This is a genomic window from Arthrobacter livingstonensis, assembly GCF_003219815.1.
Lineage (GTDB): Bacteria > Actinomycetota > Actinomycetes > Actinomycetales > Micrococcaceae > Specibacter > Specibacter livingstonensis.
The window spans coordinates 82,709-98,642 of the sequence record NZ_QJVD01000005.1 but is presented as its reverse complement, the minus strand read 5'-3'; the positions used below and the strand labels follow the sequence as shown (position 1 = coordinate 98,642).

The following is a 15,934-nucleotide window of genomic DNA, read 5'->3' as shown; positions in this document are numbered from 1 at the left end:
CTTTGAGCTGTCAAGACAGCCACTAATGCCCACTCACGGCTCAGCCGAAGTCCTTGCGTGAGTCCAGACGCCCCAGAAATGACCTGCCAGCCAAATTCTGGGGGTCCCGCCAACCTCCAAGCTTCAACATGCGTGCGATCTTGGCGATGACCACCAGTTCCCCGGCGCGCATGTCCGCCTTGTTGATGAGCACCTGGTTCCAGCCAGCGGACTTCGTGACAAAATCCCGGTCATGGTCCTTGACCTGCTGTTCCGGGGTGAAATGGTGCAGGCCTTCATATTCGGTGCAGGTCTTGTACTCCTCACAGCTGAGGTCCGGCTGAACCAGCGGGAATCCATTCGCGTCCTTGAGTTCGATGTTGTGCTGGAACGCGGGAAGCTGCGACCTGGAGATGAGGAGCCTGAGCCGGGTTTCAGGTGGTGAATCGGAGCCAACCCGCACCAGTTCCATGGCGGCGTTGAGCTTCCTCATGCCCCTTTTGCCTCCATGTTGGGCAATATAGGCCGCCAAATCGGAGATTTCCACCCGCGGCAGCTTCAGGGGCACGCATCTGCCACTATGGGCGCACACGATTTGATCGGCAATCACCACGAGTTCGTCAACTGTGAGCAACGGCGCAATGTCCACCAGTGTCCGCTGCACCGACGTTGTTGGTACGCCCGCGATCACCACTATGTCCCGCCGTCCCAGCTTGAGCTCCCGGCCGTGCACGTTCCGCCGTCGAGGCCGTCCCGTGCCGAGCTGCCGGGCCAAATCCAGCTGGGGCAAGTCATTGAATCGGGCGGAGAGGTACAGTCCGTGGAGTTGCGCGGCCGTCAGGTGGCTGATGAAGCTTCCCGGCGTCGCTTGGGTCAACGCCCTGCAACTGTCAATGGGGAGAAACACGGCAGATTTCGAGACCCGAATGCCCCGGCCCCGCGCCACGATGTCGGACGCCCTCGTCCTGCCCCTGGACACCCCGGACTGGCTGGCCTGTTCCACGGTGAACGGGGTGTTGGCGAGGTGGCCGGGCAGCGGTCGTGGACGTCTCATACATCCATTACCGCCAATTAACATCGGCGGTTGGGGCCGTTGCCCACCGGATCGGGAAATCTGTGGATATCTCGCGTGGCGAGTGGACATTAGTGGCTTCTTAGACCGCCCAGAGCAGCCACTAATGTCCAGTCACGGCGGCTACCCGGCCACCGTCACGGCGAAGACCACCGAGGCCTGCCCTGCGGCAGCCACATGCGGGTGGACCATGACCGGGTTCTCGGCGGCGGGCACAAAAACCGAGCCGCCGCGGGGGAGGACCATGTCGCCGCGCGGGGAATCGAGCAGCACGGCGCCGGACACGGCCAGCACCAGCAGCGGTCCGTTCTGCACCAGCGGCACGGGCTCGCCGTCGGGCAAAAGTTCCACCCGCTGCAGCGCAAATTCCGCAAACGGCGGCTCCCACACCTGTTGTCCCAGCCCCGTGGTCCTGGTCGGCACAAACGGCACGTCCGAGGAGTTGAAATCAACGGTGGCCAGCAGCTCCGGCACGTCCACGTGCTTGCCGGTCAGTCCTCCCCGCAACACATTGTCCGAGGACGCCATGACCTCAACGCCCAGTCCGGACAGGTACGCGTGGATGAGGCCGGCAGGCAGGTAGATCGCCTGCCCCGGCGTCAGCGACACCCGATTCAGCAGCAGCGAAATCAGCACGCCGGGGTCACCCGGGTACTGCTTCGCCAGTTCGACGACGGTGCGCAGGGGCGGGTTCAGCCCGCCCGCGGTGTCCCCATTTTGGGCACCCTGCCGGGCCAACGCCGCAGCGGAGAGCTCCACCAGCTCGCGGGCCGCCTCCCCGCCGCCGATCAACGTCTCAAAAGCGCTGCGGATCACCATCGGTGCGGCCATGCGCGAGTTCAGCGTCATCGAAAGCTGCTTGAGCAGCTCGGGCACGTCCGCCCCGGTGGCAGCAATAGCCTCCGCCACGGCACGGAACAGCTCCGCTGCCTCGGCGCACGGCCGGAAGCCGCACAGCGCCTCGAAGTTGCTGAGCGGAAACAGCATTTCGGGCTTGTGGTTGTCGTCCCTGTAGTTGCGGTCAGGGGCGTCCCTGGCCACTCCAGCGGCTTCCTCGTCGGCAAAGCGTTCGCGTGCCTGCTCCAGCGTGGGGTGCACCTGCAGGGACAGCGCCTGGCCGGCAGCCAGCAGCTTGGCCATAAATGGCAGCCTGGCGCCAAAAGCCGCCATCGCGTCGGAGCCCAGCATGGCGCCAGGATGCGCGGCAATAAGCGCATCCAGCGCCACAGAGCCGTCAGGGGTGTCCGCCAGCGACGGGGAATCCGGATGCGCTCCCATCCACAGCTCCGCCTCGGGGCCGCCGCTGGGGTCCCTGCCCAGCAACTCGGCGATGGCTGTGGCGGATCCCCACGGATAGTCACGCATGACGTTGGTAAGCGCAAACATTTTCACTCCTGTTGGTGGCGGGTCTGTGGCGGATCGACGCTGCGCCGGGCTAGCCGGGGGAGCAGGTGCCGTTGTTGGCCAGCAGCGCCGTGAGCATTTCGTCGTCGCCGTTGATGGCCAGCTGCTGCAGGTATTGCTGGGTGACGGCAGGGGTGTCCGACGGCGTCGCGGGTGCGGCGGGTGCCTGGTCCGCCGTCGTGGCCGGTGCCGCCGGAGCGGCAGGGGCTGCGGGAGCCTTGGCGGGAGAACTCCCAGCGGACTTCTTCGGAGCGGCGGGCGTGGCGGCCGGGGGGTTTAGCAGGGCCTGCACGCGCTTGTGAACCACGCCAAAGTCCGGGTAGGTGGAGAACTCGACGGGGAAGTCCGGCGGGCCGATCGTGAGGCGCTTGAGGTCGTGGCTCTTGGCCTTCAGCGCCAGCGAGACGAAGCTGCCCAGCTGCTGCGCTGGCAGGTCGGATTCGATGACCTTGGTGCCGGCGTCGGCAATGGCATTGAATTTGGTGAGCACCGTGGCCGGGTCCATTTGTGCGAGCATGGCCTGCTGGATGCACTGCTGGCGCTGGCTGCGGGAGTACTCCAGCACCCACTGGCGGGAACGGGCATACCACAGTGCCTGGTTGCCGTTCAGCTTTTGCACGCCCGGATGGATCCAGCCGATGGGGGGTTCGTGCGACGTGGTGCCGGGAATGTCCGCACCGGTCATCGGAACCCAGCCGCCCGCGTTGATTTTCACCCCGCCCAGGGCGTCGACCAGCTTGGCGAAGCCGGCCATGTCCACCAGTACGTAGCCCTGGACCTGCAGGCCCAGGATGCCGCCGGCCGCGTCCATCATGGCCTCCGCCCCGGGGTCAGCGGCATGCGGATACAGGTCCTTGTGATCTTCGGTGACATCGGTGTACAGGAAGTTGATGATGCAGTTATCGCCGCAGTTGTAGCCCTTTGGGTAGGCCTTCCACAGCGGCGAATCGGGGGAGAACTGCGCGTTTTGCAGGTTTCGGGGAATGCTGATGGTGGCGGCCTGGCCGGTCTTCGCATCCACGCTGACCACGATGATCGAGTCGGGCCGGCGCCCAATCCGCTCCGCTCCTGCGTCGCCGCCCATGACCAGGAAGTTGTAGCGCCCGTCCACCGGCTTCATGTCCGGTCCGGAAGCGAAAATGCTGCCGATGGCGTTGCGGCCGGTGTTCAACAGGTACGCCCCGTACCCCAGGGATCCGCTGGTCAGCACCATGAGCACCACCAGCGCGCCGCCGACCAGGCCCCTCATGCCCGGCGCCAACAGCGCCGGCCGGATGATCGCCAGCGTGTTGAGGAACATGACGGCCCACCCCACGGCCGCCGCGGCCAGAAGCACCACCACGGCCAGCGACGTCAAGGGGCTGGTGAAGAGGTTCAGGAACGCCTCCCGGTTCAGCAGTGCCAGTACGACGGCGGCAATCACCAATGCCCAGGCCACCAGTGTGCAGCGCAGGGCCAGGCGCCCCAGGCGCCTGTTGCCGGCCACGATCTGCGCGCTGCCGGGGACCACCAGGGTCAGCGCCAGCAGCATCCAGGCCCGCTTGGAGCGCATGGGGGCCGAGGCTGCTTCCGGGTAGCGGACCGGGTTGGTCAACACCGGGGGCTTGTTCGAGGTGCGGGACACCTTCGGGCTGCTGAAACTCATGTGGGTCCCTTAAAGCTGTTCCGGCATGACGGCCAGCGGGTAGTCGGCGCCGGCCTTCGCGCGGAGCGCGGCACCCTTGGCGGAGGCCTGGCTGTTGAGCGCGCGGGCAAAGGCGGCAAGTTTTTGTGCCAGGGACGCGGCCAGCTCATCGGTGCCGGAGGCCAGCATGCGCACGGCCAGCAGGCCGGCGTTGCGGGCGCCGCCAATGGACACGGTGGCCACCGGGACACCGGCGGGCATCTGCACGATGGACAGGAGCGAGTCCATGCCGTCGAGCGTTTTGAGCGGCACGGGCACGCCGACCACGGGCAATGTGGTGACGGAGGCCAGCATGCCGGGCAGGTGGGCCGCCCCGCCGGCCCCGGCGATGATGACGCGCAGGCCCCGGCCCGCAGCGTTCTGGCCGTAGGCGATCATCTCCGCGGGCATGCGGTGGGCGGAGACCACATCGGTTTCGAAGGGGATGCCAAATTCGGACAGTGCCGCGGCGGCCGCTTCCATGACGGGCCAGTCGGAGTCCGACCCCATCACAAGGCCCACCAGGGGCGCGGAATTTTCATTCATGGTTGTTTCGCTGCCTTCTTTACTGTCCGTCGCGGATGATGTTTGCCACTGTGGAGGCGCGGGCACGGACGGCTGCGACGTCGTCGTCCTTGGCGCCGATCACGTTGACGTGGCCTATTTTCCGGCCCGGACGCACCGACTTTCCGTAGCTGTGCACCTTAACGGTGGGCTCCGCGGCCAGGGCCTTGGGGTAGGCGCCGTAGAGGTCCTGGTTGGCGCCGCCCAGGAAGTTTTTCATGACCACAATGTCGCTGAGCGCGTCGGTTGCACCCAGAGGAAGGTCCAGGACGGCGCGCAGGTGCTGCTCAAACTGACCGGTCACGGCGCCGTCCATCGTCCAGTGGCCGGTGTTGTGGGGGCGCATGGCAAGTTCATTAATAAGGTAGCCGGGGGCCCGGCCCGGCGTTTCAAACAGTTCGGCGGCCATGACGCCGGTGACGCCCAGCGCTTCGGCAATGCCCATCGCGGCGGCCTCCGCGGCGGCTTCGACATCCGCCGGCAGGCCCGGGGCGGGGGCAATGACCTCGTCGCACACGCCGGCCACCTGGATGGATTCGGCCACCGGCCAGGCTTTTGCCTCGCCGGACGGGGTGCGGGCCACGAGGGCGGAGAGCTCGCGGGAAAACTCGACCATTTCCTCGACCAGCAGCGGGCTCATGGACCCAAACCAGTCGGAGGCCGCGGCGGCATCCCCGGCGTTGCGCAGTACCTTCACGCCTTTGCCGTCGTATCCCCCGCGGGGCATCTTCAACACCACGGGCCAACCGTTGGCCTCGCCAAAGGCGGTGATGTCCGCGACGGAGGCGACGGCGGCCCAGACAGGGTTGGGCAGGCCCAGCCGTTCGATGGCGCGGCGCATCACCAGCTTGTCCTGGGCGTTGATGAGGGCATCGGGGCGTGGCTGGACGTTCACGCCTTCGGCGATCAGCGCCTGCAGGTGCTCGCCGGGCACGTGTTCGTGGTCAAAGGTCAGCACGTCCACGCCGCGGGCAAACTGCCGAAGGGTGTCAAGGTCCCGGTAGTCGCCCACGGGCGCGTTGGCCACGGCATCGACGGCGGACACGTCCGGCGCCTCGGCCAAAACGCGCAAATGAAAACCAAGGGCTACGGCTGCCGGGGCCATCATGCGGGCCAGCTGGCCGCCGCCCACAACGCCGATTACAGGAAAAGTCACAGTCCCCAGCGTACCGAAAGAGTGCGGGGAAACCTGCCTTTGCGCCTCCTCCGAGGCGGACTCCCGGCATTCTGCCAGCTTTCCGGGGGCGCTTTGGTGCGTGCCGGGTGCCCGGTGCGCCGTAGAATTTAACGTGCCCGGGGGTGTTCCCCTGGTTTTCAGCGCCATTTTCAGGCGGCACAGGCATCTCGGAGGACCATGTTCAAGGCAATCACGGCACGCATCAAGGGCCTGTTCGGCCTGTTTTGGCGTGAAGTGGCCAAATTCGGCGTCGTGGGCGGCGTGGCCTTTGTCATAGACTCCGGCATTTACCTCTGGCTGCTTAACGGCTCCATGGCCGGGCACCCCACCAAGGCAAAGATCATCTCCGCCGTGGTGGCCACCTTCTTCTCCTGGATTGCCAACAGGTACTGGACGTTCCGCCACCGACGCCAGGCCAATGTGCTGCGCGAGGTGACCATGTTCGTCATCATGAACGGCGTCGGCATCGTCATCGCGGGCGCCTGCGTCTACGTCTCGCACTGGGTGCTCGGCTTTGAATCCACCACGGCCGACTTCATTGCCGGCTCCGTGGTGGGCCTGGTCCTGGGCACCATCTTCCGGTTCTTTGCCTACCGTTTCTGGGTCTTCACCGAGGAACTGGACGCGGAGCCCGGCTTCGAGGACGACCGCAAACTCCTCGAAACCGACCCGCAGGCCTGATCCTCCCGTCGGTGCTGCGGGCAATCTGCCCGAGTACGACGGCGGGACGCCGAGCGGGACGGCGGGCAGCGTTGCCCTCGGCCGTGCTCCGTCTGACCCTGCCTGGAGGGCCGGCGTCTTCTATCCGCGGGTGATGTTTTCGGTGCCGCGCAAGTGGTCTGTCGCTGTCACGGAGGAATCGAGCAGCACCACGGATCCGCCGCCGGCCCAAATATGCAGCGCTTCCCGTACGACGCCGTTCCAACCGTCCCGCGCCTGCAGCAGCACCCGCCCCGGGCCGGCACCGGCGGAAGTTTGCTTTTCCGGGGCCACTCCACCTGAGGTGGCCTGGTCCTCCGGCAATGCTGCACCTGAGGAGCCTGGCGACGCTGCGGGAGAAGCCAGCAGCTGCGCAAAAGTTACCTGGCCGGCCGGCGTTTCCCAGGCGGTGGCGTCCCCAGCCGGCGCGTCGTCGGCAAAAAAGACATCGGCGTGGGCGCGCACTTCGCCGGAATAGTCCACCGCACCGTTGGGCAGTTCGCCCATCCAGCGCATGGCCAGGGCGGGCAGCGCAACGGCCACCAGAAACGGATTCCGGCCTGCACCGGCGGTGCGCGCTGCAGCGAGGCCGGCGGCGGCCGCAGCCGGCTCCGTCGTCGCCACAATGTCCGCGCGCCCGCAGCCAAAACGTGCGCCACCGGCGTCGTCCGCGCCCATGGCGGAGGCAGGGGTGCCGGTCTCCCCATCCGGGGCGGCAAAAGCCGCCGCCGCGGCGCGGTCTCCGGCAAGGGCCGTCCCGCCCACGGCCCACGTGGCGAGGAGCCACACCAGGGACCGCCAGTGCACCGGCACATCCACGGCAACAACCGTGCCGGGTGCGGCGTCGAGCTCGTCCACCAGGAAATTGGCGGTCTTGGCGACCCAGTTGTCCAGGACGCGGCCGGAGAGCTCGACGCGTTCGGAATCGGGCCCGTACCACGTCAGGCGCGGCGCGGTGGGATTCAGCGTGCGCAGGGTTTGGAGGAGCTGGGGAACGGTGCTGGGAAGCTGGGCCATGAAAACGATCTTTCCACGAGCAGAGCGGAACCGTGCCACCCGGGCCGCGGAAATATTTCCTTCGATTGTATAAATTGCAAATCGGACCGTGAGTTGCGTCACAAAGGCGTCACGGCCCGAAACCTAAAATTCGCCAGATACCGCCAGAATTGTCAGGAAATTCCCAGTCTGGGGACCAGGATCGCCGCACCGGCGCACCTATTGGTATGAAATTGCCGGGCGTGGCGTGGCCGATATACGTGCAGGTAACTGGATATGATCTCCCGCCCGCTTGACGAAAGGAGACTTACACGGATGTAATTAGACCCACGAACCGCTGCCAAAGGCGCAAGGGGACGCAAATTGGCAAACGCCCCGGCCGTGGCAGCCAAGACGGCAACATTCAGGAGGACGATCATGGGTCAGGCGCAGCTGAGTGTGAAGAACGACCGCGAAGGGTCTGTGCAGGTTCAGGCCGCGGAGCAGTACCGGCTAAGGGGAGTGCCGGCCGATTGGTTTGTTGATCCGGCGGACCCGCAGGCCGCGGCCGACCACGAGCAGGCCAGCCGCGATTCGCTGGAGGACGCGGCCACCGCATTCCTGACGGCGCATGAAATCGCGCACGAGAGCGATGAACAGGAACTGCTGGCACCCGGCGCCGCGCCGGAGGGCAACACCGTGGCCGATCCTGTGTGGATTGGATTCCGGCCCGGCCTTGACGACTTCAGCGACGAAGGTGAACTAGGCTGGCAGACGGATGCTTTGTGCGCACAGACCGATCCGGAAGCGTTCTTCCCGGAAAAGGGCGGCTCCACCCGCGATGCCAAAAAGGTGTGTGGCGCCTGCAATGTCAAGGCACAGTGTCTGGAATACGCTCTCGCCAACGATGAGCGGTTTGGAATCTGGGGCGGCCTGTCCGAGCGTGAGCGCCGGCGGCTGCGGAAACGAGCGGTCTAATTCTTGAAGCAGTAAAAGTCACTGCCGTTTTGGTTGCCCACAACGGCGGTGCCTACCTTCCCACGGTCTTAAGTGCCCTGGCGGCCCAGACCCGCCCGGCCACCGCCATCCTTGCCGCCGACGTGGGCTCCACGGACAACTCCGGGGAACTGCTGCGCAAGGATCTGGGCGAACGCAACGTCATCAGCTTCGACGCCCACAGGGGCGGTTACGGCGCCGCAGTCAATGCGGTGCTCGACTATCAGCGGACGCGTTCCAGTGCCCCCTCCGCCGTTACTGTCGCCGTTGGCGCAGGAATCGCCACCCCCGAACCTTCCCTGCACGACGACGGATCCCCCTCCGCGGGGACCTCCCGTGACGCACTGCACGGCTCCGCGGGCCCCGCCGCCGGCACCGATGTCGACAAGCGTGCCCGTCGCACCGATGCCGACACGCCCGCCTCAACGGCGGCCTCCCACGAGTGGATTTGGCTGCTGCAGGACGATGCGGCCCCCGCGCCGGACACGCTCGAACGGCTTCTGGAAGCGGTGGAGCGTTCCACCACGGCCACCGTGGCCGGCTGCAAGCAGCTTGACTGGGACCAGCCGCGCAAGCTGGTCGACGTGGGGCTGAAGGCCAACAAGTGGTTTGACCGTTTTGCCATGGTCAACCTCGACGAGCTGGACCAGGGCCAGTACGACGGCCGCACCGACTTTTTTGCAGTGAACGCTGCCGGGATGCTGGTGCGGCGCGACGTCTGGGAACGCCTGGGCGGCTTTGACCCCGCCATCCCCGGACCCGGTGACGACATCGACTTTTGCGCCCGGGTCCGCCTGGCCGGGCACCGTGTTCTGGTGGTTCCGGCTGCCAGGATCTTCCACGTGGTGGACCGCGCGAACCCGCTGGGCTCACCCACCGCCACCCGCAAGGCCACCATCTTCATCCGGCTCAAGCACGCCCCTGCCTGGCAGGTTCCGTTGCTTGCCGTTGGCGCCGTGGTCTCGGCCCTCTACTGGCTCTTTGCCGGTTTCCTGCTCAAGGCGCCCGGCCATGCGGTGCGCATGTTCGCGGCTACCTTTGCCGGCCTGTTCCACCCCCTGGCACTGGCCCGCAGCCGCCGCTCCCTGGCCCGGACGCGGGTGCAGACACGGTCCGCACACAAGGGCCTGCTGGCTACCCCGGCCGAGGCCCGCAACCAGCTCAAGGCGCTGCGCGAGGCGGTAGGCCCGGATGAGGAAGCGGCCGAGCCATCGCAATCCGGCCCCTCCATCCTGGAGCCCACCGGCGACATCCACCACGAGGCCGTCACCCCCATGGCAGCCGGACGGACAGCACCCGTTGTCAGCATCATTGGCCTGGTACTGCTGCTGGTGGTGCTGTCGATGGTGGTCCTGGGGCGCTTCCTCGGTGCCTCTGCCCTGACCGGCGGCGGGCTGCTGCCCGTCTCGGAGCAGCTGGGCAGCGTCTGGCACCATGCCACCGACTGGTGGGTATCCCTGGGCTCGGGCCTGCCGGGCCGCGGCGATCCCTTCAACTATGTGCTCTGGCTGCTGGCCGTGCTGGGGCTCGGCAACGGTTCGGCCGCCACGCTGTGGCTGGTCCTGCTGGCCGTCCCGCTCTCGGCATTCACCGGTTGGCTGGCCGCGGGTGCGTTTTCCCGCCACCGCTGGCCCCGGCTGGTGGCCGGCCTGGTCTGGGCCGGGGCCCCGGTGCTCCAGACGGCGCTGGGCCAGGGCCGTCTCGGTGCGCTGCTGGCGCACGTCTTGATCCCGTTGGTGGTGCTGGGCCTGGTCCGGGCCGCCGGCGGTGCTGTTACCGCCCGCGTGAATCCCTCCATTCAGAAGTCCGACGGCACGGCGCACTCCACTGTGAAGCTCGGCCGCCCCGGCGTGGACGGGAACCCGTCGTGGACGGCCGCCGCCGCAGCCGGCCTTGCCCTGGCAGCCGTCACGGCGGCCGCACCCAGCCTGTTCCCGCCGGCCGTGGTGGCCGTGGTGCTGGCCACGATATTCCTGGGCCGCCGCGGCAGGACCATGTGGTGGTCGCTGGTGCCCCCGATTGCCGTGTTCCTGCCCTTCGCCTGGTCCGCCCGGGCCAACCCGCGGGCGCTGCTGGGCGATCCCGGCGTGCCGCTGGCGGGCAGCCCCGGTCCGCTGTGGGAGCAGCTGCTGGGATTCCCCAACGCGGTGGTTCCCGCACAAAACCTGCCGGGCGCGACTGTGGCGGCCACCGGGCCGATTTGGATGTGGACTGCCGTGGTCCTGGTCGGCGCGCCGGTGGTGGTCGCGGCGTTCCTGGCCCTGCTGGCGCCCCTGCGCCGCGCCGGCACTGTACGGACCCTGTGGCTGGTGGCCCTGCTGGCCCTGGCCGTCGCCTACTGCACCAAGTTACTTGCCGTGTCCCTGGACGGCACCACGCTGGCCACACCCTTTAACGGCCCCGCCGTGTCCGTTGCGCTGTTCGCCCTCCTGGCTGCCGCGCTCCTGGGGTACGACGCCGTTTACCACCGCGCGTACGACCCCTCCGACCGCGGGAGGCAGCCCAGGCGCGGCAGCCGGGCCACCGCCGTCGTGCTTTCAGTGTTGATGGTGGCGGCACCCATTGTCAGCCTTGGCCTGTGGACCGCCAACAGCCTGGGCGGCAATGCCCCGGGGCTGGCAGGGGCGTCACTGGTGGCCCCGGTGGCCGCCGGGACCATTCCCGCCACGGCGGCCGACCGCGGCACCGGCCCGGAGGCCAGCCGCACGATTGTGCTTCGCGTACTCCCGGGCGGGGGCGTGCAGGCCATACTGATGCAGGGGGCCGGGACCACGCTGGATGCGATGTCCATCATTGCGTCGGCCGCCAACGTCACGGGCGCCCCGGGTGCGGAGGCGGTGCGCAAGCCGGATGCGGCCACAGCCATGCTGCGCGAAACCGTCGCTGCGCTCATGGCCAAGTCCGGCGTCGACCCGCGGCCCGAGCTCATGGAGCTGGGTGCGGGATTTGTGGTGCTGCAGAACGGCGACACCGCGGCCGAACTCGTGGCCGGTGAACTTGAAGCCGTCCCCGGGCTGGACACCGTTGGCCCTACCGAATCCGGCTGGCTGTGGCGCGTGCAGCCCACGTACCAGAAGGCTGGCGCCACCGATGTGGTGAACAGGGTCCGGCTGGTCAATGCCAAGGGGGCCGCAGTGGCGCCTGTGGCGTCCAACAGGCTGGGCGTTGACGCCGCGGTGCCCGCCGGTGATGCGGGCCGCCGCGTGGTCCTGGCCGAACGCTTTGACCCGGGCTGGACCGCGCGGTTCAACGGCAGGGAGCTGCCGGCCGTGCAGGACGGCTGGGCGCAGGCGTTTGAGCTGCCCGCCGCCGCCGGAAAACTTGAAATCCACTATGACGAGCCCTGGAACGCCGTGATGGGCCTGGCACAGATCGTCCTGCTGGGACTGACCTTGCTGCTGGCCATCCCGGTACGGGCACGGCGCGGGCGGACCGGCGCATACCGGGACGAGGCGTCATTGCACAAGGTAGGTAGAGGTGTCTGAGGACCAGAAGAAGAACGGCCACGATGCGCAGGACGCGGCGGCCGGGAAGGCTGACGCTCCCTCAGATTCGGGGATGGTTGGGGGTAACGCTCCCTCAGATAACGCTGCCGCCGAGCAAGACAAGCCAGGCAGGACTGCACCGGACGGCAAGCCTGCCCTGGCAGGAACGGCTGACGCTGCCAAGGCTGCAGCTGGAAAGAGCGGCCCTGTGAAGCCCGAGGGTGCCAAATCGGCCAAGAGCCCCAAGCCGGCTAAGTCCACCAGGCCGGCCAAGCCCGCCAAGGCGGAGAAGACCGCCAAGCCTGGAAAGCCTGCCAAGGCAGAAGTTGCCGGTGACGCTGCCACCGCAGGGAAAGCTGCACGTGGGCCGCGACGCAAGACGCGGACCCGGCCGCGCCGCTGGCCGGCGGTGCTGGCCGGTTCAGCGACGGCAGTTCTGGCTGTTGTCGCCGTGGCCGCCGGCACGGTGCTGCCTGGCGTCGATGCCACGGCCCAGATCACACCGGAAGCCCAGGTGCTGCCGGTCGGCGAATCGTTGGCCAACTGTGTGGGGCCAACACAACTGCTGTCCGGTTCGGCCGCTGGTGCCGACCCGGAATTTTCACCCGGCGCTTCCTCGACGAAGACGCTGCTCAATGCCCTCGCGCTGAGCAATTCGGACGGCATTTTGCCGGGGGCCGCCATTGATGCCATGAATGCCAAGTCCACTCCGCTATTCACCATTTCGCGGGCACCCAAGGATGCCCCCACCGCATCCCCCGGAAGCTCTTCGGCCCCGGCCACGCTGGCTCCCTTGACGGGCGAAGCAAAGGCGAAGGCCGCCGTCGTGCGCGACAAGGAGATGGGTGCCACATCCGTGCTGCGCGCCCTGCCACTCGCCGGTCAAAGTGCGCGCAGTGCCGGTTCCGTTGTGGTGAGCGCCGGCGACGGCGACCTCCAGGGGCTGGCGGCGGCGACGTGCCAGGCTCCCTCGAACGATCTCTGGCTGGCAGGCGCCAGCACCACCGTGGGCCGCACCGCTGTGCTGACGCTGGCAAATTCGACCAAGAGCCCGGCCACTGTGTCGCTTGAGCTGTTTGGGACCAATGGCCCCGTCCAGGCGCCCGGCGGCAAGGCCCTGGTGATTGCCCCCGGGTCGTCGCAGGCCGTGGTGTTGTCAGGGCTGGCACCGGACCAGGAGCAGCTTTCGGTGCATGTCAAGAGCGCCGGTGGCGCCGTTACGGGTGTCATCCAGCAGTCTGTGTTGCGCGGGCTCACGCCCGGCGGCGTGGATTTCCTGCAGCCGGTTCAGGCGCCGGTCGCGACATCGGTCATTGCCGGTGTGCGCGTCCAGGACCCGGCATTCTCCGCCAAGATCACCTCGCAGAGCGGCTACGCCGATGCCTCCACCGCCCTTGAAGTGACGGTCCCGGGTGCCACGGACGCGGTGGTTGAAGTGAAGGCCTACGGGCCGTCGGGTCAGGCCGCGCTTCCGGACGGCGGCGTGTTCACCGCACCGGCGGGCAAGGTCAGTTCCCTTGCACTCGCCGGGCTGCCACAGGGTACCTACGCGCTCAGTGTGACGTCGGATTCCGCCGTCGTTGCCGGGGTCAAGCTGGCCAATTCAACCAAGCCGGGCGCCGCCGTCGACCTTGCCTTTGCCCCGTCCGGCAGCCGGCTGGGCGTGAATCACTTGACGACACTGCCCGGGGGAGTGGACTCCAGCTTCGCCTTCACGGCGCCGGCCGGCCCTGCCACGGTGACACTGGTGCCGGTGTCCGGCGCGGGCGTGTTGGGTGCGGCGAAAACCGTGGAGTTGAGGGCCGGTGTCACAAATGTGGTGGACCCCGCCACGCTGGTGGGCAAGGATGCCGCGGCCGTGCTGGTGTCCGCGTCGGGCGATCCGGTGTACGGAACGCAGCTGTTGGGCAGCAAGGGTTCGGCAAACATCGCCGTGCTGCCGTTTGCGGGAACCGGCGCTGACTCCCACTCACTGGAGATCACGACGGGGTACTGACGCCGCCCCTCCTTGGTTGAACTTTTTAGCCCGTGACGTCCGAAGCCGCGGTGGCCGATCCACAGCCGGGCCCTGGCCTTGGGGACCTGGCCCGATGCTGGAACCCGGTCCGCGTGCGCGCAACCCGCAGGGCAATCCTGTGCATGTCGGAAGTCCGAACGTTTATGCGCAGCGCGCCCGGCCAGCGTTGCGCATGTCGGAAGTCCGAACGTTTATGCGCAGCGCGCCGTGCTCGCGTTGCGCCACAGCTCGAGCTGCGCAGTGCTGGAGCAGTAGCGTGCGCATGAAGAAACTAGCCCGCCGATATGCGCAGCACGCCCGACCAGCGTTGCGCATGTCGGAAGTCCGAAAGTTTATGCGCAGCGCTGCAGGCGCACCCTGCGAATGGCAGAAGTAGAAACGCGTCCAGACGTAGTGTCCAAATGTTCGTTATAAGGAGTGTCAGCCACGCTGCGCCAGCAGACGTATTCCTGAGCCGGGAACCCCCCGTGGGGACTGCGCTGGCACGGGGACGCCACGCATGAGCTCAACGGGCGGGTCATGATCCCGAACCTCAACGCCCGTCAGGTCCCGCCGTGCCGGAAGCGGCCAAACAGCGGGTCAACGCTGTCCGGGTCGATGTTCAGCAGCCCCGCCACCTGCTCAATGAGGACTTCGTGGATGAGTTCACGCACCTGGCCCGGGGAATCACACAGGGCCTCCACAGGGTGCCGGTAAATCACAATCAGCGGATGCGTGGTCGCGGAGATGGACCCCGACGGCACGGCTGCGGAGTATTTGCCCAGCGGAGCCTGCGCGCCGGAAGCAATAAGGGCCTCCAGGTTGTCCGGGACTTCCTCCACCAGATACTCCACATCGGCCAGTTGCGCACTCCACAGTTCGCTCAGGCGTTCGGCGGAGTCCACCACCAGGTCCTCAAACTTTTCGCTGCGTGTCCGTGCCGCCGGCATCCCCGGCAGCAGGAGGGGTCCGCGCAGCCCGCGGCCGTGGCGGTTGCGCCGGCGCTGGACAAAGGAACGCACGGGCGCGGAAGGGCCTTCGTTGAACGTTACGCTGAAACCTGGTTCCTGGGCATTGGACTGCATCATTTCACTCTAGTTCACGCGGACCAGATGCGCCGTGGCGGGAAAATGCGTCAAACACGGGTAATCTTGGGAATCGTGGGAACCCTTCGTCAATGCACCAGATCCGCCTGCCGTGAGTCGGCCGTCGCGACCTTGACGTACGTCTATGCCGATTCCACCGCCGTCCTTGGCCCGCTGGCCACCTTTGCCGAGCCCCATTGCTACGATCTTTGCTCAAAGCACTCGGCGCGCCTGACGGTGCCGCTGGGCTGGGACGTAATCCGGCTGGCCAGATCGGACACACCCCCGCCGCCCGGACCCGACGACCTTCTGGCCCTCGTCGACGCAGTGCGTGAGGCCGCCAACGCTGAACCGCACGACGCCGGACCCCAAGCCCAGCGCGATTCCCGCCCAACGCTGGAGCGGCCAAACATGCCGCCGGCCGGCGCGCAGCAGGATTCCCAAGGTTCCGGCCGCCGCGGCCACCTGCGCGTCTTGCGCGACTGATACGGCGTTGCGCGTTTTTGCGCCAACGGTGATACGGCGTTGGGGGAGCGGGCGCAACGGACCGCCACACCTCAGCCGCCCCGACTAGACTGGTCAGCCAAGGCCCCCGGACCAATGGCGAAGGCTAATACCGAAGGAAAAGAGAAGTCCATGGCGAAAATGAGCGACGAGCTGCTGTCAGTGCTGCGCTGCCCGGTGACGGGATCCACCCTGGTGCAGGAGGGCGACGAACTTCTCAGCACCACCGCCGGCCCGGATGGCACCCCGCTGCGCTATGCCATCGACGAGGGCATCGCCCTGCTGCTGCGTCCCAACCAGCTGGCTTCCTGACCCCACCCGCACACGATCCGGCG

The 15,934-nt window shown here is 67.4% G+C and carries 13 protein-coding genes; 6 read left to right on the top strand and 7 right to left on the bottom strand.

Annotated features, from left to right (window positions below):
* Window positions 1-40 precede the first annotated feature (40 nt).
* From CVV68_RS06280 to CVV68_RS06260, 5 genes are all read right to left on the bottom strand, one after another.
* The gene (locus tag CVV68_RS06280) at window positions 41-1,033 is read right to left on the bottom strand and encodes a hypothetical protein (RefSeq protein WP_110500156.1); all 993 of its coding nucleotides are present in this window, start codon (window positions 1,031-1,033) and stop codon (window positions 41-43) included.
* A 141-nt stretch (window positions 1,034-1,174) separates the two neighbouring features.
* Window positions 1,175-2,437: a mannose-6-phosphate isomerase, class I gene (gene manA, locus CVV68_RS06275; RefSeq protein ID WP_110500155.1), complete on the bottom strand. Its 1,263-nt coding sequence runs from the start codon at window positions 2,435-2,437 to the stop codon at window positions 1,175-1,177.
* A gap of 49 nt (window positions 2,438-2,486) precedes the next feature.
* On the bottom strand, window positions 2,487-4,100 hold the full coding sequence (locus CVV68_RS06270) for an LCP family protein (protein ID WP_110500154.1): 1,614 nt from the start codon (window positions 4,098-4,100) through the stop codon (window positions 2,487-2,489).
* 9 nt (window positions 4,101-4,109) lie between these two features.
* The gene (purE, locus tag CVV68_RS06265) at window positions 4,110-4,664 is read right to left on the bottom strand and encodes a 5-(carboxyamino)imidazole ribonucleotide mutase (RefSeq protein ID WP_110500153.1); all 555 of its coding nucleotides are present in this window, start codon (window positions 4,662-4,664) and stop codon (window positions 4,110-4,112) included.
* A 19-nt stretch (window positions 4,665-4,683) separates the two neighbouring features.
* Complete coding sequence (locus tag CVV68_RS06260) at window positions 4,684-5,838, bottom strand: 5-(carboxyamino)imidazole ribonucleotide synthase (protein WP_110500152.1); 1,155 nt, start codon at window positions 5,836-5,838, stop codon at window positions 4,684-4,686.
* A gap of 198 nt (window positions 5,839-6,036) precedes the next feature.
* Between CVV68_RS06260 and CVV68_RS06255 the strand changes: the two genes are divergently transcribed.
* Window positions 6,037-6,540, top strand: a complete 504-nt coding sequence (locus CVV68_RS06255) for a GtrA family protein (protein ID WP_110500151.1) — start codon at window positions 6,037-6,039, stop codon at window positions 6,538-6,540.
* 120 nt (window positions 6,541-6,660) lie between these two features.
* On the opposite strand, the gene CVV68_RS06250 is transcribed toward CVV68_RS06255, so the two are convergent.
* Complete coding sequence (locus CVV68_RS06250; RefSeq protein WP_110500150.1) at window positions 6,661-7,575, bottom strand: TIGR03089 family protein; 915 nt, start codon at window positions 7,573-7,575, stop codon at window positions 6,661-6,663.
* 396 nt (window positions 7,576-7,971) lie between these two features.
* On the opposite strand from CVV68_RS06250, the gene CVV68_RS06245 reads away from it, so the two are divergent.
* Genes CVV68_RS06245 through CVV68_RS06235 form a run of 3 tightly spaced genes read left to right on the top strand, consistent with a single transcriptional unit; the run spans window position 7,972 to window position 14,010 of the window.
* The gene (locus CVV68_RS06245; RefSeq protein WP_110500149.1) at window positions 7,972-8,511 is read left to right on the top strand and encodes a WhiB family transcriptional regulator; all 540 of its coding nucleotides are present in this window, start codon (window positions 7,972-7,974) and stop codon (window positions 8,509-8,511) included.
* A 29-nt stretch (window positions 8,512-8,540) separates the two neighbouring features.
* Window positions 8,541-12,014: a glycosyltransferase family 2 protein gene (locus tag CVV68_RS06240; protein ID WP_110500148.1), complete on the top strand. Its 3,474-nt coding sequence runs from the start codon at window positions 8,541-8,543 to the stop codon at window positions 12,012-12,014.
* Window positions 12,007-14,010 carry a DUF5719 family protein gene (locus CVV68_RS06235; RefSeq protein ID WP_110500147.1) on the top strand — a complete coding sequence of 668 codons (2,004 nt, stop codon included), beginning with the start codon at window positions 12,007-12,009 and terminating at the stop codon, window positions 14,008-14,010. The genes CVV68_RS06240 and CVV68_RS06235 overlap by 8 nt, the downstream gene beginning before the upstream one ends.
* 563 nt (window positions 14,011-14,573) lie before the next feature.
* On the opposite strand, the gene CVV68_RS06230 is transcribed toward CVV68_RS06235, so the two are convergent.
* Complete coding sequence (locus CVV68_RS06230) at window positions 14,574-15,095, bottom strand: metallopeptidase family protein (protein ID WP_170133100.1); 522 nt, start codon at window positions 15,093-15,095, stop codon at window positions 14,574-14,576.
* A 75-nt stretch (window positions 15,096-15,170) separates the two neighbouring features.
* Between CVV68_RS06230 and CVV68_RS06225 the strand changes: the two genes are divergently transcribed.
* Both CVV68_RS06225 and CVV68_RS06220 read left to right on the top strand, forming a co-directional pair.
* Entirely contained in the window at window positions 15,171-15,581 is a 411-nt protein-coding gene (locus CVV68_RS06225; RefSeq protein WP_245933381.1) for a DUF3499 domain-containing protein, read from the top strand.
* A gap of 150 nt (window positions 15,582-15,731) precedes the next feature.
* Window positions 15,732-15,911 carry a hypothetical protein gene (locus tag CVV68_RS06220; protein WP_110500144.1) on the top strand — a complete coding sequence of 60 codons (180 nt, stop codon included), beginning with the start codon at window positions 15,732-15,734 and terminating at the stop codon, window positions 15,909-15,911.
* Window positions 15,912-15,934 lie beyond the last annotated feature (23 nt).